This is a genomic window from Brevibacterium sp. MGP-B1, from assembly GCF_057766545.1.
Genome location: NZ_CM173407.1, coordinates 2,212,503 through 2,238,434, shown reverse-complemented (window position 1 = coordinate 2,238,434; position 25,932 = coordinate 2,212,503). Strand labels below are relative to the sequence as shown.

The following is a 25,932-nucleotide window of genomic DNA, read 5'->3' as shown; positions in this document are numbered from 1 at the left end:
GCGGCGGAACCGGCCCGGTCCACCTTCACCGAGGCGGCCCACCGACACGTGCGCATCCGCCCTGCGAAGGGAGCACGACCCGAATTCGGGCGTCCGGTCGCCGACGCTTAGAATTGGATCATGACGCAATCCCAGAGCACGCAGGTGCCCCCCGTCCTCGTCGTCGATTTCGGCGCCCAGTACGCCCAGCTCATCGCGCGCCGCATCCGCGAAGCCGGCCTGTACTCGGAGATCATCGCCCACGACGCCCCGGCGTCCGAATTCGCCGCGAAGAACCCCGTGGCCATCGTGCTCTCCGGCGGACCCTCGAGCGTCAACGACGCCGGCGCCCCGAGCTTCGACACCTCCGTGTTCGACCTCGGCATCCCGACCATGGGCATCTGCTACGGCTTCCAGCTCATGTCGACTGCCCTCGGCGGTCGCGTGGCGAAGACGGACAAGCGCGAATACGGATCGACCCCGGTCTCCGTGTCCCAGACCGGCTCGCTGCTCGCCGAGACCCCTGAGAACTACAAGGTCTGGATGTCCCACGGGGACTCCGTCGCCGAGGCGCCCGACGGCTTCGACGTCCTCGCCTCCACCCCCGACACTCCCGTCGCGGCCTTCGAATGCGCGGCGAAGAGGTTCGCCGGCGTGCAGTGGCACCCCGAGGTTCTCCACTCGGAGAACGGGCAGAAAATCCTCGAGAACTTCCTCTACAACGTCGCCGGCCTCGAAGCCGACTGGACGAACGAATCCGTCATCGACGAGCAGGTCGACCTCATCCGCGCCCGCGTCGGCAACAAGAAGGTCATCTGCGGTCTGTCCGGCGGAGTCGACTCCTCCGTGGCCGCAGCGCTCGTCCACAAGGCCATCGGCGACCAGCTCACCTGCGTGTTCGTCGACCACGGTCTGCTGCGCCAGGACGAACGCGTCCAGGTCGAGAAGGACTACGTTGATTCGATCGGCGTCCGCCTGGTCACCGTCGATGCGCGTGAGCAGTTCCTCTCCCAGCTCGCCGGGGTCACCGACCCGGAGGAGAAGCGCAAGATCATCGGCCGCGAGTTCATCCGCACCTTCGAGACCGCTGCCGCCGACCTCGTGCTCGAGGCCCAGGAAGGTGAAGGCGAAGACATCGCGTTCCTCGTCCAGGGCACCCTCTACCCCGACGTCGTCGAATCCGGCGGCGGATCCGGCACCGCGAACATCAAAAGCCACCACAACGTCGGCGGCCTGCCCGATGACATTCAGTTCCAGCTCATCGAACCCCTGCGCGCCCTGTTCAAGGACGAGGTCCGCGCCATCGGCCGCGAACTCGGCGTGCCCGAGGTCATCGTCTCCCGCCAGCCGTTCCCCGGACCGGGGCTCGGCATCCGCATCATCGGTGAGGTCACCGAGGAGCGCCTGAACATCCTGCGCAAGGCCGACGCGATCGCCCGCGAAGAGCTGACGAAGGCCGGCCTCGACGGCGAGATCTGGCAGTGCCCGGTCGTCCTGCTTGCCGATGTCCGCTCCGTCGGCGTCCAGGGAGACGGTCGCACCTACGGCCACCCCGTCGTGCTGCGCCCGGTCTCGAGCGAGGACGCGATGACCGCCGACTGGACGCGCATCCCCTACGATGTGCTGTCCGTGATCTCCAACCGCATCACCAACGAGGTCGACGACATCAACCGCGTCGTCCTCGACGTCACATCGAAGCCTCCGGGCACGATCGAATGGGAGTGATCCTCCGCGACCGTTGAGGGGCACTGCGCACGTGAACGTGCGGACACCCTCGCCGAGGCGGCCTCGACCGCGACCCCGAATACCGCTCCTGAACACCGTTCAGTTAAAGTGGGAGGGTGCTCGGGGCCGCCTCGGGCGTCCCCGATCCTGGTCGGGGAGGATCACGACCAATGGAGTACTCATGACACCGACCCACAGCACCACCTCGGCAGGGATCACCCGTCCTCGCTCGGCCGGCAGCGATATCGCCCTCGTCGCGGTCTTCGCTGCGATGCTCGCTGCCTTTGCGATGATGCCTCCTGTCCCAGTGGGCCCCCTTGGTGTGCCTATCACTCTGCAGACCTTAGCGATCGCCCTGTGCGGGATGGTGCTCGGACCCTGGCGCGGATTCGCAGCCACCCTGCTATACGTCGCCCTCGGTCTCGTCGGACTCCCGATCTTCTCGGGAATGCGCGGCGGAATCGGCGTCCTCGCAGGCCCGAGCGCCGGCTACATCCTCTCCTTCGCGCTCTACGCTCTCCTCGCCGGACTCATCGCCCGCTGGGCAGTGCGCCGCTTCAGCGGAATGAAGCTCGGTGTGGTGCTGTTCCTCGGCGGCTTCGGCGGCAGCCTCCTGCTCAACCACCCGCTGGGCATCCTCGGCATGTCGATCAACGGCGATCTGCCGCTCGGCGTGGCTGCGGTCGCGGACCTCGCCTACTGGCCCGGTGACATTGTGAAGAACATGCTGGCCGCCTCGGTGGCGGTGCTCATCCACCGCGCATTCCCCGATGTGCTGCGCCGTCGCGGAATCAGCGTTGAATCGGTGTCGGCCGGGCAGGCACAGGGCGCGAAGTGACACGTGAGATCCGGTTGAGCGACGTCGGCGTCGGAGTCCTCGACGACGGACCCGACGGCGATGTCGTGCGCCCGATCCTCCAAGACGTCAATCTCACCCTCACCGAGGATGTCGTCGCCGTCATCGGTGCCAACGGCTCGGGGAAGTCGACCCTGCTGCAGCTGTTCAACGGGCTGGTCACCGCGAACGCCGGAGAGGTCCTCGTCGATGGTTTCGACCCGCGCCGGCAGGCGGCGAAGGTGCGCTCAATGGTCGGCTTCGTCTTCACCGATCCGGCCGCGCAGCTGGTCATGCCGACCCCGATCGAGGACATCGAACTGTCCCTGCGCAAGTCCGTGCCCAAACGCGAACGGCGGGCAGCGGCACTGGCGGTGCTCGACGAGCTCGGCATCGCCGACCTGGCTGAACGCAGCGTCTACGAACTCTCCGGCGGTCAGCGTCAGCTCGTGGCACTGGCCGCGGTGCTTGCGGTGGATCCGCAGATCCTCGTCCTCGACGAGCCGACGACCCTGCTCGACCTGCGCAACAAGGAGCGGCTGCGCGTGCATCTCCAGGAACTCGTGGCCAGGCGCGGGGTGCGCATCGTCCTCACCACCCATGACCTCGAGTTCGCGCAGATCGCCCAGCGCGCGATCGTCGTCGACGACGGTCGGATCGTGGCCGATGCCGCCCCCGCCGAGGCGGTCGCCGCCTACCGGAATCTCATCATGAGCGATACGCCATGAGTTGGAAACGTCCTGTCGGGGCCGGTCATACCGGCGTTGGTGCCGGTGACACCGGAACGACGTGGCGGAAGCACGCCGGCATCAAGGCCCGACCGCAGCTCTTCGGGAAGGTGGCGCATCCTCGGGGATGGCTGCATGCAGTGCCGACGGGAGTGAAGCTGGCGGTGATCGCCGTCATCGGGATCGTCGCGCTCATCTTCCGCGACGCGGCGATCAACTGGTCGATGTTCGCTGTCCTCGTGGTCCTCGGCTTCACGGCCCGGCTGCGGGTGAAGAACTTCCTGCGCACATGGATCTACGTGGCGGTGCTTGTGGCGATCGTCATGGGGCTGCAGTACTTCTTCGGGTCCATGGAGTCGGGGCTGGCTGTCGGCGGGACCGTGTTCGCCTGTGTACAGGCGGCCCTGATCCTCACCCTGACGACGTCTGTGGCGCAGCTGCTCGACACGTTCACGGTGCTGGTCTCGCCCTTGCGGTTCTTCGGCGCGAACGCCGAGGCGATCGCGCTGACAGCGAGCCTCATGGTCAGGGCGATCTCACATATCTCCGGTCTGCTCGGCGAAGCCGAACGCGCAGCCCGGGCCAGGGGACTGGACTCGAGCATCAAGGCCCGAGTGGTGCCGGCGATTCTGCGGTCGGTGAAATACGCACAGGACACGGGACGGGCGCTCGACGCCCGCGGCATCGTCGACTGAACCGCCTCCGTCGGTCGTGTCAGGACCGCCCCGTAGAGTGCTCGGCACATCATCGGATGAGAGCAATGCTGCTCGAGGAGAGCTGCGTTGCCGGATGAGAGCGGAGATATGTCGAGCCCAAACCTGCGGTCACCTGCACTGGAGAGGTTCTATCTCGCCGCTGCCCCGAACCCGATCGCGTTCATCGACGAGTCGATGAGGCAGCCGGCAGGCGCGGCGGAGGGCACCTTTTCTCGAACGCGGTTGGGTCCGGCGGAGGTCTCGTTATATCAGATGGCCGCGGTCATCTTCTCTCATGCGCGCTTGGATTCCATTCGCGAGCGATTGGTGGAAGTGGCCGACGGAACTTACTGGCATACGAACAAGAAGTTCCGCGGAAGCGACTTCGACCGCGGTGACATCGTCGAGATGATCGAGACGATCACCGAGGAATCGGTGTGGAATGTCATTGCTGTGAAGATGCCGTTGGCGGGCAGTTCTCAGGGCGACATTGCGAGGGCCAGGGCGCTGTGTCTCGACCGGCTCGTCCGTAACCTCACGAGCGGTACCGGAGATGGGGCTGTTCGGGGGATCGTCGCTGACAACAATAGGGATCAGAGACTCAACCGTGCAGATGAGCGGGTGGTCGATAGTCTGCGGAGGACGGGTGCGATTCACCCTGGTGTCGCCTTCACTCACGGCGGAATGGCGTTCGAACCGTTGTTGTGGTCAGCAGACGCGATCTCGTGGGCGGTGCAGCGTGACATCGCGCGCGATGATGTCAGATTCATTGAGCCGGTTCTGCAGGAAGGCAAGTTGACGGTCATCAATGCTGTCGACGGAAAGCTCTTGAATATGAAGCACCCCCTGGGTGCTTCCGCATTCGCCAGGGGGCCGTCTTCCCAAAGGCCGGGATTATCCGGTAGCCCGGGGCATGACGTTGCTTCCTCCTCATCATATCGATGCCGCCTTCGGCGGACAACGGCACTCCCCTGCTAGCCGTCGCTCCGGTCTCAGTCGGCATTGAGCCTCGACTCAGCGGACCAACTGGAGTCAGGAGTAACCTCGGCGGAAGAGGGGACGAGCCCCGCCCGAACCGAAGGAGACATGATGACCGGCACCGAGAACACAGTCCTGTTGGCCATGGACTTCCAAAACGGCATCGCCGGGGACGACGCCTTCGCCTCGACCGGCGTGCTCGAACGCGCACGTGACGCCGTCGCCGCAGCTCGCAGCCACGACATCCCCGTCGTCTGGGTGCGAGTGGCGCTGCGGGAGGGGCATCCGGAACTGGCGGCAACGGCATCGTTCGCGCAGATCGCCGCCCACGGCGACGTCGACGAGACCCATGCCTCGACAAGCATCCACGAAACCCTCGACCGGCATCAGGGCGAGCCGATTGTGACCAAGCGACGCATCAGCGCCTTCACCGGCAGCGATCTCGAGGTGCTGCTGCGCGGCTATGGGGCGTCGTCTCTCGTGCTCGCCGGAGTCGCCACGAGCGGAGTCGTGCTCTCGACCGTGCGTCAGGCCGCCGATCTCGACTTCGAACTCACGGTGCTCTCCGACGCCTGCGCCGACCGCGACCCCGAAGTCCACACGGTGCTCACCGAGAAGGTGTTCCCCAAACAGGCGACAGTGACGACCGTCGCCGACTGGACTGCTGGCGTGGGCTGAGCTCGGCAGCTGAAGGCTCGCGCGCCGACCGCTCACCTCAGCGTCCAGCGCTCGGCGTATGACGTGATACCGCGGCGGCAATTCGAGCGGTCGGCGAAAGGGACGGATGCTGACCTGCGCGATCGCCTCAGTAGGGCAGAGGATTCTCCAGTCCGGAGTTGACCATCGAGCTGAATCCGCGGCCGAGCACCTGTGGAGCAGGATTCTCGATCGCCCGCGAATAATGGCCGACGAGCTGTGAGCACACGCTCTTCCAGCTCCTGGCCTGCACCTGCTCACGACCGGCGACTCCGAAGGCCCGCCGTTTCGCCTCGTCGCCGAGGAGGTCCGCCGCATGCGCTCGCATGGCACCGAGATCCTTCGGGGTGTAGAGCCACCCGGTGCGCGAGGAATCGACGAGGTCGAGTGGGCCGCCTCGGGCGGGAGCGATGACCGGCACCTCGGAGGCCATGGCCTCCTGAATCGTCTGGCAGAAGGTCTCGAGCTCACCCGGGGCGACCATGAGGTCGAAGCTCGCCACAGCCTGAGCCAGGGCATCCCCGCCGAGGAACCCGGTGAAATGAGCCTCCGGCAGCAGCCGCTGCAGACGTGTCCGCCAGGGACCGTCACCGACGATGACGACCTTCGCCCCGGGCAGATCGGTGAGCGCGGCAAGGTCTTCGACCTGCTTCTCCGCGGCCAACCTGCCGACGAAGCCGATGATCTTCTCCCCATTCGGGGCAACGCTTCGACGCCAGGCCTCGGACCGGTGACCCGGGTCGAAGCGGGAGGAATCGACCCCACGGGCCCACAGGGCCACCTCGGCGACACCGAGGCCTTGCAGCTGATCGATCGTGTACGACGATGGGGCCAGCGTCAGAGAGGAATGCTGGTGGATGTTGCGGACGTGGTTCCAGAGCATGGCCTCGATGCCGTGCATTCCGTACCGGGCGGCATAGGCGGGAACCTCGGTCTGGTAGATCGCCACGGTCGGCAGGTTGAGCGCCTGGGCGGCGAGGACGCCGCGCCAACCGAGGACGAACGGACTGGCCAGATGGACTACGTCCGGGGCGAACCGCTGCAGCAGCCGACGGATGCGGGTGACGCCGCCGGGAGCGACTCGGATGCGCCGATACTTCGGCAAGGCGATCGAGGGAACCCGGACGATGCGGGCACCGGCGACCTCCTTCGGACCGTCCCTGCGCGTGCCCGGAGCGATGACGAGGACCTCGTCGCCGCGGTCGGCCAGATGGTCGAGGACCCGCAGGAGTGAGTGGGTGACCCCATTCATATTGGGGAGGAAGGATTCTGCAATGATCGCTACTCTCACGGCTTCCAGCTAAGGCCCGCCGAGTGACGAACGCATGACCCGAAGGCGACAGGTCGGCGACATCTGGCCGAAATCGGTCCGCGGTCTCTGCGGTGACCGCCGAATGCCAGAGCCGGTGTCCGGTCGCGGCCCTTCTCAGTGACTGCTCTCAGTCGCCTCGGTGTCGGGATGGTGACCTGTTCGCGACGAGTCTGAACCCCGCGTAAACTGAGGTGTCGGAAATGCTCGCGCAGCACATGGAACGAGGGGAATGGCCGTGGTCTGGTTCATCGTCGGCGGTTGCGTACTCGCCGCTCTCATCGTCCTCTTCGTCATCCTCACCGTCCTGCGCTTCAACCAGCTGTCCATGGCCCGGTCCCTGTGCGACGAAGCCAAGCGCCAGCTCATCGGCGAGATCCGGGCCCGCCACGCTCTCGTGCCCGCCTATATCGGCACCCTCCAGCAGATCGCCGGACAGGATCTGTCCCGGCTCGAACTCGCGCTCGCCTCAGCCGAACGAGCTCCCTTCGACCACCGCGGTGCCGCAGCCGAAAACGCCCTGACCGACGCCGTCGATGACGCCGCACTCATCCCCGCGGCGCTGACGGAGCGGTCCCTGACCTCGGACTCTGCCCGTTCCCAGCGGGCTGCGGTCAATGAGGAGATCGACACGACGATCCAGCTTCTGCACGGTCAGCTGCAGGTGCTCACCGAACGGATCCTCGCCGGCGCGCGTTTCTACAACACGAACGTCGAACGCTATCACCGGCAGCGGGCGCGACTGGTCTCCCGCCTCTTCGGCGGAGTCTTCAAGCCCCGCGCCCCATTCACCGAGGCGATCGACGACGATGGCGGACCCGGAACGGCGGGACCCGCCTCGGCGAGGATGACCCCATGACCCGCTTCCGCCTCGACCTGGGCTATCGCGGCACGGATTTCCACGGCTGGGCCAAGCAGCCGGGGCTGCGCACGGTCCAAGCCGCCGTCGAATCCGGACTCGAACGGATCACCGGCAGCGAGGTGGCCACCGTCGTCGCCGGCCGCACCGACTCCGGCGTCCACGCTCGCCGTCAGGTCGTGCACATCGATCTGGGCGTTGAGGCGATCGGCAAGCTCATCGGCCAGTCGAATCGATCCGCCGAGGCGGCTCTCCTGTCCCGCCTGCGCGGAGTCCTCATCGCCGGTGAGTTCCACGACATCGTCGTCCACGCGGTGGCCGAGGTGCCAGGGGACTTCGACGCGCGGTTCTCTGCGCTGTGGCGGTCGTATCAGTATCGGTTGGCCGATCACCGGTCCTTCATCGACCCGCTGCTGACACAGGTGACGCCGCGGCACAAGGGCGAACTCGACGCCGAAGCCATGGCCGAGGCCGCGAGCGAGGTGCAGGGACTCCATGACTTCCTGCCGTTCTGCAAACCCCGGGAGGGCGCGACGACGATCCGCACTCTCCATGAACTGCGAGTCTCGCGCGATCAGGATGCTGTGATCACCATCGATCTGCGCGCCGACGCTTTCTGCCATCACATGGTCCGTGCACTCGTCGGCGGACTGATCAAGGTCGGATCCGGAAATTGGGCAGTGACTCGCCCGGCCGAACTCATCGCCGAGGCCGACGCCGGGCTGACCCCGGATGTGCCCATGTTCGTCACGCCGGCCGAAGGACTCGTCCTCACCGAGGTCGGCTATCCGGCACCCGAGGACTATACGGCCCGCAACGCCCAGACGATGGCCCGTCGCGACCAGGAATAGGCTGACGGCGCGGAGGGCCGTCGGCAGAAGCATCAAGCCGCCTTTTGTCGCGCAAATCGCGATCATGTGAGAATTCCTCTTTCCAGTTGTGAGATTCCTGTGTAGATTCACACTTAAGTAACTTTCAGTTCGCATTGGCACTGCAGGATGGAATTCGTCTTCATCCCCACCAGCACGGTTGATGTGCGCCTCACTGAACGATCGAAGGAACCGAATACATGTCGAAACTTGTGACCAAAGTGCTGGCCACGGGCGCTGCGGTGTCAATGCTGACTCTGCCTGGCCTCGCGCCTGCCATCGGGGCACCCTCTCTGGGCAACGGAAACTCCACCGACGACAGCGCCACGGCACCGAGTGAAGCGGCTCCCGCGGACCCCGACGAGTCGTCGAACGATTCGACCGACGGCAAGTCCGCGCCGTCGGACGACGCCGGCGACGAACAGGATTCCGGCAGCGGTGCGCAGTCGGCGCCCGAAGGCACCAAGGTTCAGCTGCTCAATATCACCGACTTCCACGGACGCATCTCCGAGGCAGGCACTCAGGTCGCCTCGGTCGTCGAGGAGGAACGAGCGAAATTCGGCACCGGCGGCGACAACAGGGGTACTGCTCTGCTCTCGACCGGTGACAACATCGGTGCTTCGACCTACACCTCCTCATCGCAGAACGACAAGCCCACGCTCGATGTCCTCAACGCCATGGGAGTCGAGGCCTCTGCGGTCGGCAACCACGAATTCGACAAAGGCATCGATGACCTCACCGGACGGGTGAGCGACGAAGCCGACTTCCCGTACTCGGCGGCCAATGTCTACGACAAGGGAACCCAGAACGTCGTCGACGGCCTCGATGAGTACTCCATCGTCGACGTGGCGGGAGTCAAGATCGCCGTCATCGGCGTCGTCACCAAGGACACCGCCTCACTCGTCTCACCGGACGGCATCGCCGACCTCGACTTCGGCGACCCCACGGACGCAGTCAACCGCGTCGCCGACGATCTCGAGAACCTGCCCGAGGACGAACGACCGGATATGACCGTCGTCGAGGCCCACCTCGGCGCGTCGTCGACCGAGAGCCTCGAGGACGCGAAAGCGTCGAACACGGAGTTCAAGAAGCTCGTCACGGAGGCCGACGCCTCGGTCGACGCCATGTTCACCGGCCACACCCACATGCCGTACGCTTTCGAAGCGCCCGTGCCCGGAGAGCCCGATCGCACCCGTCCCGTCATCGAGGCCGGCAGCTACGGCGAATACGTCGGGCAGGTGACCATGAGAGTCGACGGCAACAGCGACTGGCAGGCCAGCGGCATCGATCTCATCGAGGCCGAGGACAAGAGCTATGACTCCGAGGTCGTCGACAAGGTCGCCGGCATCGTCAGCGACGCAGAGGAGAAGGCCAAGGAGCTCGGCTCCGAGGTCACCGGCACGATCAGCGAGGACATCACCCGCGCGAAGAGGGACGGCGAGGAGGACCGCGGTGCCGAGTCCACGCTCGGCAACCTCGTCGCCGATGCGCTCAAGGAAGGTGTCGAAGAGACTCAGCTGGAAGAAGCCGACTTCGGCATCACGAACCCGGGCGGACTGCGCACCGACCTGCTCTGCGATGACATCTACAACACCGAGGAGAAGTGCGAAGTCACCGTCGCCGAACTCAACAGCGTGTTGCCCTTCGCCAACGACCACGGTGTCGTGACGATGAAGGGGTCGGACGTCATCGGCCTCTTCGAAGAGCAGTGGCAGCCCGACGACGCGTCCCGGCCGTTCCTCCACCTGGGCATCTCCGAGGACCTCGACGTCGTCTATGACACTGATGCCGACAAGGGCGAGCACGTGAAGTCCGTCAAGGTCGATGGCAAGGACATCGACCCGAACAAGGACTACCGGGTTGCGACGCTGAGCTTCCTCGCTGCCGGTGGTGACAACTTCTCCTCCTTCGCCAAGGGCGATTTCGAACAGTCGGGGCTCACCGACTTCGAGACCTGGGAGAACTACTTCAACAAGCACCAGGCCGAAGGCAAAGACGTCACCCCGGACAAGAACGAGCGTCAGGCAGACGCAGCCAAAGACGTCATCGACAAGGGTGATCTGAGCGCCGAGCTGACCGGGCCGAAGGCCATCAAGCCCGGTGAGAGCGCTGAATTCGCGCTCAAGACGAACGCGAAGTCCGAGGTTTCGGGTCCCATCGACGTCACCATCGACCTGCCGGAGGGCTATACCGCCGAGGCGGCCGCGCAGTCCAAGGCCCAGTCGGCTTCCCGCGGCGCCACCAAGGACAAAGCCCCCGAGGTCAGCGCCGAGGCGGCTGCCAGGATGATCGCCCTCGACTCGATCCCGGCAGGGGAGTCCGAGACTCCCGTGACCGTGACCGCGCCGAAAGATGCCTCCGGTGAGGTGACCGTCAGGGCCAGCGTGCAGGCGAATGTCGATGGTCCGTGGTGGGATGACAACCCGCTGCCGCTGGCACATGAATTCGAAGCCACCGCGGCAGTCGGCGACGATGCGAATGCTTCGGCCGGCGATGACGGTTCGGCTGATGGAGGCAATGCCGATGGTGGTTCCGCTGATGGCGGCGCCGCTGACGGCGGAGACAGCGCAGCCGGCGGCAACGCCGATGGCGGAGACAACGCGGCCGGTGGGTCGGACGGTTCGTCGAATGCCGGCAGTGGAGCCGGTGGTGCGAACGCCTCGGCCGACGGTGGTTCGGCCGATGGAGCCGGGGCCGATGCGAACGGTTCGAAAGATGGAGGCGACCTGCCGCGTACCGGCTTCGAGACCGTCAACATCGTCGCCGCGGCCCTGGCGCTCATCGTCGCCGGCGGTACAGCGGTCACGATCGTCCGCCGTCGCAAGCTCAGCCTCCAGGACTGAGCCAGACTGTTCAGAAGCACCTGACACTCAGGCGAGATCATCGCCGAGACGGGCGGGGCCGGAGAGTTCTTCTCTCCGGCCCCGCCGCCGTTTCCAGACGCTGTCCGTGCGAACAACCCCTCACCGCTTGTTCTATCTCCACCACGTAGTTGCATAGTGCACCGGTGCACGAGTGCGAATTGCTGTTGCGGGGGTGTTTTGCGGGGAAGCGGCGGGGATGCCACTAACGGTGAGGGATGCCTCGGCGAAGGTCGTTCTCCGCGCAGCACCATGCGCCGTCAGTGCTGTTTCCTACAGGTAGGCGCAATGCGCACCGGTGCAAAGGTGCCTTTTGTCGCCACGGAGGTGTTCTGCGGCGAGCGATGGATGTTGAGACTAACGGTGTGTGACGCCGTCGACGGACCCGGACCCGGACTCAGACCCCGGCCCGGACTCAGACTCGGACTCAGACCCGGACTCGGCGTCAGCGGCATCGGCAGGGTTCGCATCGGCACTTGCGTCGGTGTCAGCGCCACCGGCGGTCTCGGCTGCCTCGGTGGCCTCGGCCGGTGGGACCGGCGGGCGACCGGCGCGGAAGGTCTCGAGGTGAGTGAGCACCGGAACGAGAAAGAGGATGCCGACAGCCGGCACGACGATGCCCGAGTCGTTGATGAGTGTGCCGACTCCCAGCAGGATCGCGAGGCTGATCATCGCCGCCCTCAGCAGTGGGATACGCCGATAAGTGTCCTGGAGTCCGTGCAGTCGGAAGCGCGCAGGGTCGAGCGCCATCCAGAACACACCGATGATGACCAGCGGCAGCACGAGAGTCATCCACGACTGGGTGAGGATGTCGATGTTCATCCCGATCTTTCGAGCCAGAACGCTGAGCGCCTGACCGCTGATGATCGAGTCGAAGAACCGTCCGAAGTGAGTGCGCTGATCGGCCGGGCGCAGCCAGTCGAGGAACAGCACGGTGAGCATGACGAACCCGGCGATGCCCACCGTCAGCCCCAGCCGTTTGAGCGAGAACCGGATGCTCGCCGCGGCCAGAACGAGGTAGGCGACTCCGATGATGAGGGTCGGCACGGACCCGAACTTCGTGCCCAGACCGGGTGCCGCGAGGATGACGCAGGAGACGAGCACGGGAACAGTGACGATGAGGACGCGATGCAGCGGCTTGGTCACCAGAGACGCGAACCCTGCGACCGCCAGCAGCAGCGCACAGCAGTACAGTGCCAGCGCCGAGTTCCCGATCCCGTAGAACCGGGAGGCGATGAGCAGGGGCTCACCCAACAGCGTCGACATCTGCAGCTGAGATCCGGTGACGACGTCGTAGGCGAGCACGGCGACGGTCACGGTGGACACGAAGAGCACCGGCCCGAACTTGTGCCGCCGCCAGGGGCCGAGCAGCGCCAGCACCCCGAGCAGCAGCGCCCACCCGGCCAAGGCCCCGAGCATCGCGATGTCCGGATTCGTCGCCCGCTCCCACGGCACGGTATTGACCAGATACGTCGAGATCGGCATCGCCGCGAATACGACACCGAGGCGGTACGCCCCGGAATGGACGAGCTCCCGGTGGTTCTTCCGCATGGACCACGCCAGCGCCAACAGCCCGATCATGAGCACGGCGACGACGGGGAAGAACCACGTCGACAGATCGTTCTGCGTCTTCACCGCCACCTGCCGGTCGAGCACCGCCTGATAGCGCGAGTGCCAATCGGACCCGTGCGCCCCCGAGGTCATCGGCGCCCCGGCCGCATTGTCCATCTCCTCGGCACCGGACAGTGCCACGAGCGTCGGTGCCAGGTCCGGCACCTGCACCAGTCCCGGCTGCCGCGTCGACGAGGAGGTGAGCAGTCCCGCCTGCTCGCCCGGAGCGACCATCATCGTCGCCTGCATCGACGACCCTTCATGCGCTCCGTCAGCAATCGATGAGAACACCACAGGAACGCGTCCCTCGCCGAGGCGGTTCGGCTGATCCGCGCTCATCCACCCGGTCGATTCGAGGATGTCCCCGACCTGAGCGTCGAGGCTCTTCAGCGAGTAGCCGTCGGCGGCGGTATTGCCGAGGTCGACGAGCGCAAGCTCGCCGTCTGCGGTCGATTTCGCGACGTCCGCGCCCAGGTCGGGTCCGACGGGCGACCAGTTCTCGACTCGGCCGGTGGGGGTGGCGGCGGCGATGGCGGCACCGTTGCCGAAGGCGCGGACATCGGGGACTGCCTCGGCCAGCGCCCCGAGGGAGGCATCGTAGTTGTCACCGCGTGCCACCTGCGCGTACACGTCCCAATCGGCGACCCAGCCGTCGAGCGGAGATGCCGGTTCGCGGCACTGTTCACGGGGTTCGTCGGCGGCCCGCCGCCCGGATCCGAGTCCCAGCCAGCCGTCGACCGGGCAGCTCGTCGAGCGCACGCTGCGCGGAGTGATCGTCCCGATCTGCCCGCCCTTCATCATCACCCACAGGTGCGGTGTGGTGCGCGGATCGAGATCCTCGAAGCTGAATCCGGAGACGTTGATCGACACGACCCCGGGATTCGCCGAGGCGGCCCCGCCGTCGTCGCCTTCCATGGCCGGAGCCGTGCTCCCGCTCCCGCCGGCCGCCTGGGCGTCGGCCCGTGCCGACGCGCCCGCAGCCGCAGCCGGACCCGCGCCCGGGACGGCCTGCCCGGCTTGGGGCAGGCCGAGGACGAACAGGGCGATGGCCAGGATCCCGAGCAGAACCCGAAAGGCGGGGGAGGTCACGGGGGCTCTCATCGGTGAGCCTCCTCGGCGTGCTCAGCACTGAGTGCCAGCAGGAAGGGCAGCAGGACCATGGCTCCGGTCGAGGGCACGGCGACCCCGGAATCGGTGAGCACGAGCCCGACGCCGAGGCCCGTGGCCGCAGCCAGGAAACCGAAGTGCAGGTCGGAATCGGTGAAGAGCTGGGGGAGCCGTCCCCGCCATTTGTTGACCAGGCGCCCGGTCCGGCTGCCGGCGTGGACGCGGGGGAAGTGGAGGAGGTAGCGGAGGAAGATGAGGACCGCGATGGCCGCAAGCGGGGTGACGATGGCCAGAGCCGGATTGACCTGGATGATGTGGAGGTTCGCGCCGAGCTTGCGGCCGACGACCTGCAGGGCCTCACCGGTGACGATCTGGTCGAAGAACGTGCCGAAATGCGAGCGTGCCCCGGCCGGGCGCAGCCAGTCGAGGAAGGCGATGCCGATGAGTACGGCCAGCGAAGACAGACCGATGAGGGCGAGGCGCAGCAGAGTCAGTCGGATCTTCGACAGCAGCGCCAACAGGACCATGAGACCGGCGAGGATGGCGATCGTGCCACCGAACTTCGCACCCCAGGAGGGATTGCCGGAGACGAACACGGCGGCCAGTCCGACGACGACCGGCACGATGATCACGGCATTTCGGTGGCCTCGCGCCCGCAGCCAGGACACCACTATTCCCAAGAAGACGAAGAGGCTGACGATGAAGATCGCCGCACCCTGGTTGCCGAGTCCGTAGTAGCGGCCGCCGACGATCGGGTTGTACCCGAGCAGCGAGTTCGCCTGCAGATGGGACCCGGTGGCCAGGTCGGCGGCGAGGATGAGCAGGTTCGCCCCGGCCAGGGCGCCGACCCGTCCTCGCCAGGTCCGACCCCATGGCGGGATGAGGGCGAGGACGAACAGAACGGCGGCTGTGCCGATGACCGAGAGGAACAGGCCGAGCCCGGGGTCGGCCATTCTCGACCAGGGGAGGAGGCCGGCGAGGAACGCTCCCATCGGCAGAGCAGCCACGCCCAGGGACACCCAGCCGAGGAAGCGGTGGACGTGGGACGCTCGGGTGGCACCGCCTCGGCGACCGAGGATGGAGCGGTTGAGCAGGACCGCGCACGCGATGAAGAGGACGTAGAAGATGACGTCGAGAGTGATGGAGAACGTCGAGAGATTCTGATGGATCGTCGTCGACTTCTGCGCCTCGGCGACGAGATCGTCGATGCGCTGCTGCGGATCATCATCGCTCGGGGTGGAGTCGAAGCCGACGGCGCGTGGGGAATCGGCATCGAGGACATCGAGGATGCCCGGCGCCAGATCGGTGATCTGCAGCAGTCCCGGGGTGCGGGTCGTCGCCGAGGACAGGGACCCGGGTTCGAAGCCGGGCCCGGACGCGATGAACGCGCGCAGCTGCGGCAGACCGGAACTGTCACCGAGGCCGGCGACGATGATCGTCGGATCCGCGGACCCGTCCTTCGCGTTCTCCCGCACTTCCTGCAGGCGCACGCCGAGGCGGCGGTCGGCTTCGGCGACGCGGGTCTCCCGGTCGTAGTTCGGCGGAACGGTATAGGAGTAGTTCGGGATCGGGTCGAACAGCCACGAGCGGATGCCGATCGCGCCGAGGTCGACGACGCCGAGGCGACAGTCCGTGGCCAACGCATCGTCCGTGAAGTTCGTCACCACCCCGTCTTCGTCCGCGGCGGCATAGGCGGCACCGGGTCCCTCGGCTGCGACGCAGGGTTCGAGCAGCGAGTCCGCATCGGTTGCGTCGGTGCCGGCGGGCACGGCGTTGCCGGCTTCGGCGACGGCGCGCGCGAGCATGCCGTAGTCGACGGAGTAGCCGGAGCCGATATTGGGCTCCTTGACCGCATCGAAGCCCTCGATCCGAGCCGTCGTCGTTACGGCCGCGGATTCGCCGCCATGAGCTTCATCACTGTTCGTCGTCTCCTTCGCCGAGACGGCCCCGTCGTCGGCGTCCACGGAACCGTCCGTGGTGGGGGCGATCATCGTCGGGCAGCGGGCCGAGTCATCGGGGTCGGCATCCTCGGCGATGGGGGAGGGCCCGGCCTGCGCGCGGGCGCCCGCGCCGAAGGACAGCCAGCCGGAGGCGGGGCAGGTGGCCGAGCCGATCGTGCGCACGTTGAGGTTCGCTGCCGCGCCCTCGGAGAGCAGATGAAAGAGGTTCGGAGTGCGCTCGGGGTCGATATCATCGATGGTCAGGCCCGGAATGCCGAAGACGACCGTCTGCCCGGCCGGGGGCCTGCCGGTGTCAGTGTACTGCGCGGAGGACGCATTCGCGTTGGCCGAACCGTCGGTCGGTGCCAGGCTGTCCGTTGATGCCGAGCCGTCGGTTGATGCCGACGCGGAGGCGGGGCCGAGTCCGAGGCCCGCCGTCAGGAGCCCGACCAGGAGACCCAGCATCAGGATTCTCAATGCGGGAAGTCGGAAGGGCAGGCTGGAGTGAGTCGGCACAGATCAATACTATCGGCTCGGGTTTCAGCTGGCCCTGAGACCGCTCTGGGCGTTTGCTCCCCGGGGCTGAGGGCATGTATATTTGATTGTCGTTGTGTGTGCTTGTCGCACTCCCTTACATAGCCTCATGCGTTGCAGGCCCGTAGGTGAGGGGAATGCGTCGATAGGTTCACCCGATTGAAGACAACCAGCGCTTGAGACCCATTGGACTCACGACCCGATGAGGATCCGGCGCTGCACTGAACACAGATACGAAAAGAAGGCTACTTTTGCGTACGTATACAGCTAAGCCCGGTGACGTTGAGCACCAGTGGCACGTCATCGACGCCACTGACCAGGTGCTCGGTCGCCTTGCTTCGCAGGTTGCACGCCTCCTGCGCGGCAAGCACAAGACCACGTTCACTCCGAACACCGACACCGGTGACTTCGTCATCATCATCAACGCCGACAAGGTCGCGCTGACAGGTGCGAAGCTCGAGAAGAAGCGCGCTTACCGCCACTCCGGATACCCCGGTGGCCTCAAGAGCGTGAACTACGCCGAGCTCCTCGCCACCCACCCCGAGCGTGCAGTCGAAAAGGCTGTCGCCGGTATGGTCCCGAAGACTCGTCTCGGACGTGCCCAGATGCAGAAGCTGAAGGTCTATGCAGGTGCCGAGCACCCGCACGCCGCTCAGAATCCGCAGCCGTACGAACTCAGCCAGGTCGCGCAGTAAGCGCCTGAGCTCTAGACATACCGAGGAGAACCGTGGCTGATACCACCAACGCGACAGAAACTGTCGAAGAAGAGATCACCGAATACACTTCCGAGACTCCCGCATCCGCTGGCCTGGGCGAAAGCACCGCCGGTGGACGTGGACAGTCCCTGACCGCCCCCGGCAACGGAGTCGGCCGCCGCAAGCAGGCAATTGCTCGTGTGCGCCTCGTCCCCGGCACCGGTGAGTGGACCATCAACGGACGTACTCTCGAAGAGTACTTCCCGAACAAGCTGCACCAGCAGCTCGTCAACGAGCCCTTCACCCTGCTGGACCTGGGCGGACGTTTCGACGTCATCGTCCGGATCTCCGGTGGAGGACCCTCCGGCCAGGCCGGCGCCGTCCGCCTGGGCGTGGCTCGTTCGCTCAACCAGATCGACGCGGAGTCCAACCGTGCCGAGCTGAAGAAGGCCGGATACCTCAGCCGCGATGCTCGCGTTCCTGAGCGCAAGAAGGCCGGTCTCAAGAAGGCCCGTAAGGCACCTCAGTTCTCGAAGCGCTGATCTCGCTGGCGAACCGACTGCGGCTGGTCTGCCACTGAGTCGCAGTCATCGACAGCTCAGCATCATGAACATGAGAATGCGGTCCCGAACCAGGTTCGGGGCCGCATTTCTCATATCCGGACTCATCTCACACGGTCACTGACGTGGCCGGCGTTGCGCGCGACCGCGGCTGCGGTCGGGTGTGCCGCCTCGGCGCATAGTCCGTCGTTCAAGCCTGAGCGCGAATATCGCATTGTGCACCGCACGATAAGCGCGCTCCGCCTTGAACGAACTGATCACCTTCCGCTCGTTCCCGTCGTTCAAGGCGACGCACATCTTTCGAGCTGGGCACCGCGCGATAAGCGCACTCGGCCTTGAACGGACACTCGCGACGCCGCGACCACAGCAACCACGGCCGCGGCCGTCCGCCTCGGCGAGGGTGCCGACCTCACGAGCGACACCCAGCGGATCGACTAAGATCGACTCCGACATTGACGAAAGGATCTCCACTATGTCTCGACTCTTCGGCACCGATGGAGTGCGCGGACTGGCCAATCGCGATATCTCGGCCAAACTCGCCCTCCAACTCTCGGTCGCAGGTTCACGCGTGCTCAGCCGCGGCTGGACGGGTGAGAAGCGCCCCTTCGCCGTGGTCGGACGTGATACGCGCGTGTCCGGCGAATTCCTCTCCGCCGCACTGAGCGCCGGAATCGCCTCGACGGGAGTCGACGTCCTCGACGCGGGCATGTTGCCGACGCCGGGCATCGCCCAGGTCGTCAAGGACACCGGCGCGGCATTCGGCGTCGTCATCTCCGCCTCCCACAACCCCATGCCCGACAACGGCATCAAGTTCTTCGCCGCGGGAGGCACGAAGCTCGACGACGCCGTCGAGGACGAGATCCTCGCGATCTTCGATGAGGATTGGGACCGTCCGACCGGCGCGGACGTCGGCCGCATCTCGCGCTACCCGGCCGCTGCCGACGAGTACACCGAACACCTTGTGCGCTGTGTCGACGCCGACAATGTGCGCCCGCTGTCGGGACTCAAGGTCGTCGTCGACTGCGCTCACGGCGCGGCGTCCATCGTCGGACCCGCCGCTCTGCGTCAGGCCGGTGCCGAAGTCATCGTCTCCGCCGCCGAACCCGACGGCTTCAACATCAACGACGGTGTGGGATCGACCCACCTCGGACCGCTGCAGCGCCTCGTCGTCGAGACCCAGTCCGATCTGGGCGTGGCATTCGACGGCGACGCCGACCGCTGCCTGGCCGTGGACTCCTTGGGTCGCGTCGTCAACGGCGACCAGGTCATGGGCATCCTGGCGATCGGGCTCAAGGAACTCGGTGAGCTCCGCGGCAACACCCTCATCACCACCGTCATGTCGAACCTGGGTCTGAAGCAGGCGATGGACAAATACGGCATCGAGACCGTGCAGACCGCTGTCGGCGACCGGTACGTGCTCGAGCGGATGCTCGCCGACGGGTATGCGCTCGGCGGGGAGCAGTCCGGACACGTGCTCATGCTCGACCACGGCACCACCGGCGACGGAGTGCAGACCGCCCTGCATCTGATGAAGCGGATGGCCGATGCCAAGCGCACCCTGGCCGACCTCGCCGCGGAGATCCCGCAGCTGCCGCAGGCGCTCGTCAACGTCAAGGGCGTGGACAAGAACAACGTCGATCACCCGCAGGTCGCCGCCGAGGTGGCGGCCGTCGAGGCGGAACTCGCGGACACCGGTCGCGTGCTGCTGCGCGCCTCGGGTACGGAGCCGCTCATCCGGGTCATGGTCGAAGCCGCCACCGAGGATGCCGCCTCCGCTCAGGCCGAGCGCCTGGCCGCGTCGGTCAAGGAGCACCTCGCGCTGTAAACGCCGAGTCACCGGCTCAGGCGTGCCTTGCGGGGCGCCCTCGGCCGACCGATCAAGGGCTCGCTCAGATATGCCGCGGTCTGCCGCAGCATATTCGGGCGGGCCCTTGATCGACGTTGAGAGGCGTAGGGTTTGCCGAGTGCGCAGTGCCGCGCCGATCGCCAGTTAAGTGGGGCCCTGCCGTGGCGACCGCGGGGCTCAACGACCTTCTGCCGCGGCGTTGGCCAGTTAACTGTGCGCAGATTGCACAATTTCGGCTCGAAACCGGCAATCTGCGCACACTTAACTCGACGAAGTCTCTGACCCTGCGGCGTCAGTGCGGGACTCGCACCGAGAGTGGTTCAGCGTCGCGCCCTCAGCTCGAGGCGAACTGGGTGGCGTAGAGCTCGGCGTAGCGGCCGCCGCGACCGACCAGCTCCTCGTGAGTGCCCTTCTCGATGATGCGACCGGCCTCGACGACGAGGATCGTGTCGGCCTGCCGGATCGTCGACAGACGGTGGGCGATGACCAAAGCCGTCCGCCCGTGCATCGCCTGGGCCAGGGCACGCTGGATCGCGGCCTCATTCGTCGAATCCAACGCCGAGGTGGCCTCATCGAGCACGACGATCTCCGGAGACGCCAGCAGCATCCGGGCGATGGTCAGGCGCTGACGCTCGCCTCCGGAGAGACGGTACCCGCGTTCGCCGACGACGGTGTCCAGTCCATCGGGAAGCGCATCGATGACGCCTTTCAGCTGTGCCCGTTCGATGGCATCGAGCATCTGCTCCTCGGTGGCATCGGGATTGACCAGCGCCAGGTTGGCGCGGATCGACTCGTGGAAGACATGACCGTCCTGGGTGACGACGCCGACGGCCTCGCGCAGATCGGCGAACGACAGATCGCGAACATCGACTCCGCCGATGGTGATCGTGCCGCCCGTGACGTCGTAGAGCCGCGGCAGCAGCGACGCGATCGTCGACTTTCCCGCACCCGAGGATCCGACGAGGGCAACGGTGTGCCCGGCGGGAATCGTGAAGCTCAGGTCATGGAGAACCTGATCGCCGCCGCGGGTGTCGAGCACGGAGACGTCTTCGAGGCTGGCCAAGCTGACCTGCGAGGCGCTGGGGTAGGCGAAGTCGACGTGTTCGAACTGCACATCCAACCCGCCGGCGGGCAGGGCCTTCGGCTGCGACGGCTCCTTGAAGTAGGGCACGAGATCGAGGATCTCGAACACCCGCTGGAACGACACCACGGCGCTCTGGATGTCCAGGCGTGCGTTGGCGAGCATCGTCAGCGGCGTGTAGAGCCTGGTCAGCAGCAGTGCCAGGGTCACGACCTGACCGGCGTTGAGGTTGCCGACGACCGCCTGTGCACCGCCGACGCCGTAGACCAGAGCCAGCGCCAGGGCAGAGACCAGAGTCAACGAGGACACGAACGTCGACTGCAGCATCGCGACCTTGACCCCGATATCGCGGACCTGGCCGGCGCGGTCGGCGAATTCCTCGTTCTCCTGGCCGGGATTGCCGAAGAGCTTGACCAGGGTGGCACCGGCGGCGGAGAAGCGCTCGGTCATGCGGGTCGACATGTCTGCGGAATTGTTCGCCGCTTCGAACTGCAGGGACGCGAGCTTCCCGCTGAGCATTCGGGTGGGGATGATGAACAGCGGCAGCAGCAGGATCGACAGCACGGTCACCTGCCAGGAGATCGTGACCATGACGCCGACGGTCAGGGCCAGGGAGACGAAGTTCGACACGATGCCGGACAGGGTGTTCGAAAACGCTCTCTGCGCACCGATGACGTCCGTGTTGAGCCGGGAGACCAGGGCGCCGGTGCGGGTGCGGTTGAAGAATGCGATCGGCATGGACTGGACGTGATCGTAGACGGCTGTGCGCAGATCGAAGATGAGTCCCTCGCCGATCCGTGAGGACAGGTACCGGTTCGTGATCGAGATGGCCGCATCGGCGATGGCCAACCCGCCGATGGCCACGGCCAGCCAGACGACCGTTGACACCGGCCCGCCGCCGGTGATCGCGTTGACGACGTCGCCGGCGAGGACCGGGTTGAGGACGCCGATGCCTGCGGTCAGCACGGACAGCAGCAGGAAGATGATGAGTTTGCGCTTGTGTCGGGTCGCATACCCGGCGATCCGCTTGTAGATGCCCGGTTGGATGCGCGTCTCGGGGGTCTTCTTGCTCTTGACCGAGGAGTACATGAGGTGATGTGCGGATGGCACGCTCATACTGGGTCCCTTTCTGCTGCCGAAACGACCGAGCATGCACGGGGGAGCCCGTGACGGCGCGAGGATCGCTCGCATCCGGCCGCCGCCGCGGGCGGGTGGCCTGCCGGCGGTGAGTAGTTCAGTGCACACTGTGCAACCGCCAGAGCGGTGAAACTATTTCCTCACCGCCCGGCGACTCCCATCACAGGTACTATCGCAAGCTCGCCGAGGCGGCCGCCCCGTCCGAGGTCCCAGACCCACCAGCGACTCCCGTCACAGCTTCCGCAGCTGCACCTTCCGGATGGTGTGGTCGGAGGATTTGTGGAGCACGAGGTCGGCTCGGCCGCGGCTGGGCTGGACGTTCTCGCGCAGGTTCGGGAAGTTGATGGAGTCCCAGATCTCCGTGGCCAAGGTGATCGCTTCGTCGTCGTCGAGCTGCGAGTAGCGGTGGAAGTAGGAGTCCTCGTCCTGGAACGCACCGTGCTTGAGTTTGAGGAACCGCGAGATGTACCACTGGCGGATGTCACGGGAGCGCGCATCGACGTAGACGGAGAAGTCGAAGTAGTCGCTGATGGCCAAGCCCACGGTCCCGTCCTGACGGGGGCGGGCGGGTTGGAGGACGTTGAGGCCCTCGACGATGAGGACATCGGGGGAGCGCACGACCACCTCGGCGCCGGGAACGATGTCATAGGTGTGGTGCGAGTACACAGGCGCACGGACCTCGGGAGCCCCGGATTTCACGGCGGAGATGAACTTGAGCAGCTTGCGCCGGTCGTAGGATTCGGGGAATCCCTTCCGCCCGTTGAGGCGGCGACGGTCGAGTTCGGCGTTGGGGTAGAGGAATCCGTCGGTGGTGATGAGCTCGACGCGCGGAGTGTCGGGCCAGCGGGCGAGCAGCTCGCGCAGCACACGTGCCGTCGTCGACTTGCCCACGGCCACCGATCCGGCCACGCCGATGACGAAGGGCGTGCGCTTGGCATCCTGCGGTTCCAGCCCGCGTTCGTGCAGCGGAGAGAAGAACTCCCTGGTCAGGTCGTGCTTCGCCCGCCGTGCGGAGACGTAGAGGTTGAGCAGCCGTGACAGGGGCAGATAGACCTGGGCCACCTCGTCGAGGTTGATCCGATCGCCGAGTCCGCGCAGCCGTTCGATGTCGCGCTGCTTCAGCGGCAGCGGCGTGGCCTGGGCGAGCGTACCCCACACCTCCCGATCGAACTCCCAGAACGGAGACGTCGTGTCCGGCTCGCTGCGCCGGGCGGTATTGAGGCCGGCGAGCTTGCGCGCACGGTCCAACTGAGGGTCGACATGGCTCATCCCACCATTGTGTCATGCGTCATGTTCGCCACCCGCCCCAGGTCGGCGAAAGCCCCCACCCCCACCGAGGCGGCCCCAGCCTCACCGCCCCTCCCGCGCCCGCGTGCGCGTGCAGTTCGTCACGTTGACCCGATCGTGACTCGCCGAAATACCCGAGATCGGCTATCAGTGCGTAAAATCTCCCTCATGTGTGGAATCGTTGGCTATGTATCCAAGGCCCCCGTTGACAATGCCGATCACTCGGCGCTCGATGTCGTGCTCGGCGGCCTGAAGAGGCTCGAGTACCGCGGCTACGACTCGGCCGGCGTCGCGCTCGTGACGCCCGAGGGTCAGCTCGCCTCGGCGAAGAAGGCCGGGAAGTTCTCCGCCCTGACCGAGGAGATCGAGGCCAACCCGCTGCCGGCTGCGCAGACCGGAATCGGCCACACCCGTTGGGCCACCCACGGTGGGCCCACCGACCTCAACGCCCACCCGCACCTGGCCGACGGCGGCAAGCTCGCGCTCATCCACAACGGGATCATCGAGAACTTCGCCCACCTGAAGAAGGACCTCGTCGCCGAGGGCGTCGAGTTCCTCTCCGAGACCGACACCGAGGTGGCCGCCGCCCAGCTGGCGAAGAACTACAAGGCGACCGGCGACCTCACCGCCGCGATGCGCAAGACCGCCACCGAACTCGAAGGTGCGTTCACCCTGCTCGCCGTCCACGCCGACGCTCCCGGCCAGGTCGTCGCCGCACGCCGGAACTCACCGCTGGTCATCGGCCTCGGCGAGGGCGAGAACTTCCTCGGCTCCGACGTCGCCGCGTTCATCGACTACACCCGCACAGCTGTCGAGATCGGCCAGGACGAAGTCGTCACCATCACCCCGGAGACGGTCACGATCACGGACACCGAAGGCAACCCCGTCGAGGGCGAGCAGTTCGAGGTCGACTGGGACACCGCCTCGGCGGAGAAGGGCGGCTTCGCGTCCTTCATGGACAAGGAGATCCACGATCAGCCGCAGGCCGTGGCCGATACGCTGCTCGGCCGCCTCGACACCGAGGGCCGCCTGACTTTGGACGAGATGCACATCGATGAGAACGTGCTCAAGTCCGTGGACAAGATCGTCGTCATCGCCTGCGGCACCGCCGCGTACGCCGGTCAGGTCGCGAAGTACGCGATCGAGCACTGGTGCCGCATCCCCACCGAGGTGGAGCTGGCCCACGAATTCCGCTACCGGGATCCGGTGGTCACGGAGAAGACGCTCGTCGTGGCGATCTCGCAGTCCGGAGAGACCATGGACACGATCATGGCCGTCCGCCACGCCCGTCAGCAGGGTGCGAAGGTCATCGCGATCTGCAACACCTTCGGCTCGACGATTCCGCGCGAATCCGATGCCGCCCTCTACACCCACGCCGGCCCGGAGATCGCCGTGGCCTCGACGAAAGCCTTCCTGTCGCAGGTCGTCGCCTGCTACCTGCTCGGCCTCTACCTCGCCCAGCTGCGGGGAAACAAGTTCCGCGATGAGATCGGCACGATCCTTAACGAGCTGCAGTCCATCCCGGAGAAGATCCAGCACATCCTCGACGAGACGAAGTCGCAGGTCCTCGCCCTGGCCGACCGCAACCAGGACGTCGGTTCGGTGCTGTTCCTCGGCCGTCACGTCGGCTACCCGGTCGCGATGGAGGGTGCGCTCAAGCTCAAAGAGCTCGCGTACATCCACGCCGAGGGCTTCGCCGCAGGTGAGCTCAAGCACGGACCGATCGCACTCATCGACGACGGTCAGCTCGTCATCATCGTCGTCCCGTCCAAGCGCGGCCGGGATTCGCTGCATGCGAAGGTGATCTCGAACATCCAGGAAGTCCGCGCCCGCGGTGCGAACACCGTCGTCATCGCCGAGGAGGGCGACGAAGAGGTCGATCAGTTCGCCTCCGAGGTCATCTACGTGCCCGAGACGACGACGCTCATGGCGCCGCTGCTGACGACGGTTCCGCTGCAGATCTTCGCGATGGAGCTGGCCACGGCCAAGGGCCTCGACGTCGACCAGCCGCGCAACCTCGCGAAGTCGGTCACGGTCGAATGATCCACCTCGGTGTCGGGCGCGACAACGGTCGGTCCGGCATCTGAGTCGGTCGGGTATCTGAGGAGGTTCGATTGTGGCGATTCTAGGGATCGGCACTGACATCGCCGACGTGCCGCGCTTCGCGGAGCACATCGAACGCGTGCCCGAACTCCTCGATCGTCTGCTCACTCCCGGTGAGCAGCTCAAACGCAACGGCAAACGCCGGACGGATGCCTCTTTGGCGGCGCGGTTCTCCGCGAAGGAGGCGCTGAAGAAAGCGATCGGCTTCCCCGGATGGCTGCCGTGGCAGTCCGCCGAGGTGGTCCCCGCGAGGTCCGGTGCGCCGAGTTTCCGTCTGCGCGGGCTTGTCCTCGAACACTTCCGTGCCATCGGCGGGACGAACATCCACCTGTCGATCACCCATGATGCGCACCTGACGATGACTTTCGTCATCGCCGAGGGCGAAGGGCCGTCGCTGAGCCCCGGAATCGAGGGAGCTGCGGAGCACTTCACCCACTCGATGTACGGGAAGGGCGCGCGCCTGGGCGAGCTGCCTGACAGTTAGGGCTTCGTTGCTT

Annotated in this window: 19 protein-coding genes; 14 read left to right on the top strand and 5 right to left on the bottom strand. The window is 66.2% G+C overall.

Features of this window, described 5'->3' with window-relative positions; genetic code table 11:
• The first annotated feature begins 120 nt into the window (after positions 1 to 120).
• The 6 genes from guaA to AC3CD9_RS10145 all read left to right on the top strand — a co-directional run bounded on the left by guaA (position 121) and on the right by AC3CD9_RS10145 (position 5,618).
• Positions 121 to 1,704: a glutamine-hydrolyzing GMP synthase gene (guaA, locus tag AC3CD9_RS10170; RefSeq protein ID WP_488363757.1), complete on the top strand. Its 1,584-nt coding sequence runs from the start codon at positions 121 to 123 to the stop codon at positions 1,702 to 1,704.
• Between the two features lie 181 nt (positions 1,705 to 1,885).
• The gene (locus tag AC3CD9_RS10165; protein ID WP_488363756.1) at positions 1,886 to 2,542 is read left to right on the top strand and encodes a biotin transporter BioY; all 657 of its coding nucleotides are present in this window, start codon (positions 1,886 to 1,888) and stop codon (positions 2,540 to 2,542) included.
• The gene (locus AC3CD9_RS10160) at positions 2,539 to 3,267 is read left to right on the top strand and encodes an energy-coupling factor ABC transporter ATP-binding protein (protein WP_488363755.1); all 729 of its coding nucleotides are present in this window, start codon (positions 2,539 to 2,541) and stop codon (positions 3,265 to 3,267) included. Before AC3CD9_RS10165 ends, AC3CD9_RS10160 begins: the two co-directional genes overlap by 4 nt.
• Positions 3,264 to 3,962 carry an energy-coupling factor transporter transmembrane component T family protein gene (locus AC3CD9_RS10155; RefSeq protein WP_488363754.1) on the top strand — a complete coding sequence of 233 codons (699 nt, stop codon included), beginning with the start codon at positions 3,264 to 3,266 and terminating at the stop codon, positions 3,960 to 3,962. The genes AC3CD9_RS10160 and AC3CD9_RS10155 overlap by 4 nt, the downstream gene beginning before the upstream one ends.
• An 87-nt stretch (positions 3,963 to 4,049) precedes the next feature.
• Positions 4,050 to 4,940 (top strand): hypothetical protein, encoded by an 891-nt coding sequence (locus AC3CD9_RS10150; RefSeq protein WP_488363753.1) that lies wholly within the window; start codon positions 4,050 to 4,052, stop codon positions 4,938 to 4,940.
• A 108-nt stretch (positions 4,941 to 5,048) separates the two neighbouring features.
• Positions 5,049 to 5,618, top strand: a complete 570-nt coding sequence (locus AC3CD9_RS10145) for a cysteine hydrolase family protein (RefSeq protein ID WP_488363752.1) — start codon at positions 5,049 to 5,051, stop codon at positions 5,616 to 5,618.
• Between the two features lie 127 nt (positions 5,619 to 5,745).
• Here the strand turns inward: AC3CD9_RS10145 and AC3CD9_RS10140 are convergent, their stop codons facing one another.
• Complete coding sequence (locus AC3CD9_RS10140; protein ID WP_248283937.1) at positions 5,746 to 6,927, bottom strand: glycosyltransferase family 4 protein; 1,182 nt, start codon at positions 6,925 to 6,927, stop codon at positions 5,746 to 5,748.
• Positions 6,928 to 7,177: 250 nt separating this feature from the next.
• Between AC3CD9_RS10140 and AC3CD9_RS10135 the strand changes: the two genes are divergently transcribed.
• The 3 genes from AC3CD9_RS10135 to AC3CD9_RS10125 all read left to right on the top strand — a co-directional run bounded on the left by AC3CD9_RS10135 (position 7,178) and on the right by AC3CD9_RS10125 (position 11,516).
• Entirely contained in the window at positions 7,178 to 7,804 is a 627-nt protein-coding gene (locus AC3CD9_RS10135) for a LemA family protein (RefSeq protein ID WP_488363751.1), read from the top strand.
• The gene (truA, locus tag AC3CD9_RS10130) at positions 7,801 to 8,655 is read left to right on the top strand and encodes a tRNA pseudouridine(38-40) synthase TruA (RefSeq protein ID WP_488363750.1); all 855 of its coding nucleotides are present in this window, start codon (positions 7,801 to 7,803) and stop codon (positions 8,653 to 8,655) included. The genes AC3CD9_RS10135 and truA overlap by 4 nt, the downstream gene beginning before the upstream one ends.
• Before the next feature lie 218 nt (positions 8,656 to 8,873).
• On the top strand, positions 8,874 to 11,516 hold the full coding sequence (locus tag AC3CD9_RS10125; protein WP_488363749.1) for a bifunctional metallophosphatase/5'-nucleotidase: 2,643 nt from the start codon (positions 8,874 to 8,876) through the stop codon (positions 11,514 to 11,516).
• A 375-nt stretch (positions 11,517 to 11,891) separates the two neighbouring features.
• Here AC3CD9_RS10125 and AC3CD9_RS10120 read toward each other — a convergent pair whose 3' ends face one another.
• Both AC3CD9_RS10120 and AC3CD9_RS10115 read right to left on the bottom strand, forming a co-directional pair.
• Positions 11,892 to 14,246 carry a hypothetical protein gene (locus tag AC3CD9_RS10120; RefSeq protein WP_488363748.1) on the bottom strand — a complete coding sequence of 785 codons (2,355 nt, stop codon included), beginning with the start codon at positions 14,244 to 14,246 and terminating at the stop codon, positions 11,892 to 11,894.
• Entirely contained in the window at positions 14,243 to 16,657 is a 2,415-nt protein-coding gene (locus tag AC3CD9_RS10115; protein WP_488363747.1) for a hypothetical protein, read from the bottom strand. Before AC3CD9_RS10115 ends, AC3CD9_RS10120 begins: the two co-directional genes overlap by 4 nt.
• A 320-nt stretch (positions 16,658 to 16,977) precedes the next feature.
• On the opposite strand from AC3CD9_RS10115, the gene rplM reads away from it, so the two are divergent.
• The 3 genes from rplM to glmM all read left to right on the top strand — a co-directional run bounded on the left by rplM (position 16,978) and on the right by glmM (position 19,806).
• Entirely contained in the window at positions 16,978 to 17,421 is a 444-nt protein-coding gene (rplM, locus tag AC3CD9_RS10110; RefSeq protein ID WP_101554123.1) for a 50S ribosomal protein L13, read from the top strand.
• Positions 17,422 to 17,453: 32 nt separating this feature from the next.
• Positions 17,454 to 17,963, top strand: coding sequence for a 30S ribosomal protein S9 (gene rpsI, locus AC3CD9_RS10105; protein ID WP_025779545.1), 510 nt, complete (start codon positions 17,454 to 17,456; stop codon positions 17,961 to 17,963).
• A 490-nt stretch (positions 17,964 to 18,453) separates the two neighbouring features.
• Entirely contained in the window at positions 18,454 to 19,806 is a 1,353-nt protein-coding gene (gene glmM / locus AC3CD9_RS10100; protein ID WP_488363746.1) for a phosphoglucosamine mutase, read from the top strand.
• A 355-nt stretch (positions 19,807 to 20,161) separates the two neighbouring features.
• On the opposite strand, the gene AC3CD9_RS10095 is transcribed toward glmM, so the two are convergent.
• Positions 20,162 to 22,024 carry an ABC transporter ATP-binding protein gene (locus AC3CD9_RS10095; protein ID WP_488363745.1) on the bottom strand — a complete coding sequence of 621 codons (1,863 nt, stop codon included), beginning with the start codon at positions 22,022 to 22,024 and terminating at the stop codon, positions 20,162 to 20,164.
• Positions 22,025 to 22,276: 252 nt separating this feature from the next.
• Positions 22,277 to 23,314: a type I pantothenate kinase gene (coaA, locus tag AC3CD9_RS10090; protein ID WP_025779539.1), complete on the bottom strand. Its 1,038-nt coding sequence runs from the start codon at positions 23,312 to 23,314 to the stop codon at positions 22,277 to 22,279.
• 186 nt (positions 23,315 to 23,500) lie between these two features.
• Between coaA and glmS the strand changes: the two genes are divergently transcribed.
• Both glmS and AC3CD9_RS10080 read left to right on the top strand, forming a co-directional pair.
• Positions 23,501 to 25,375 carry a glutamine--fructose-6-phosphate transaminase (isomerizing) gene (gene glmS, locus AC3CD9_RS10085; RefSeq protein WP_488363744.1) on the top strand — a complete coding sequence of 625 codons (1,875 nt, stop codon included), beginning with the start codon at positions 23,501 to 23,503 and terminating at the stop codon, positions 25,373 to 25,375.
• 73 nt (positions 25,376 to 25,448) lie between these two features.
• On the top strand, positions 25,449 to 25,919 hold the full coding sequence (locus AC3CD9_RS10080; protein WP_488363743.1) for a holo-ACP synthase: 471 nt from the start codon (positions 25,449 to 25,451) through the stop codon (positions 25,917 to 25,919).
• The last annotated feature ends 13 nt before the right edge of the window (positions 25,920 to 25,932 follow it).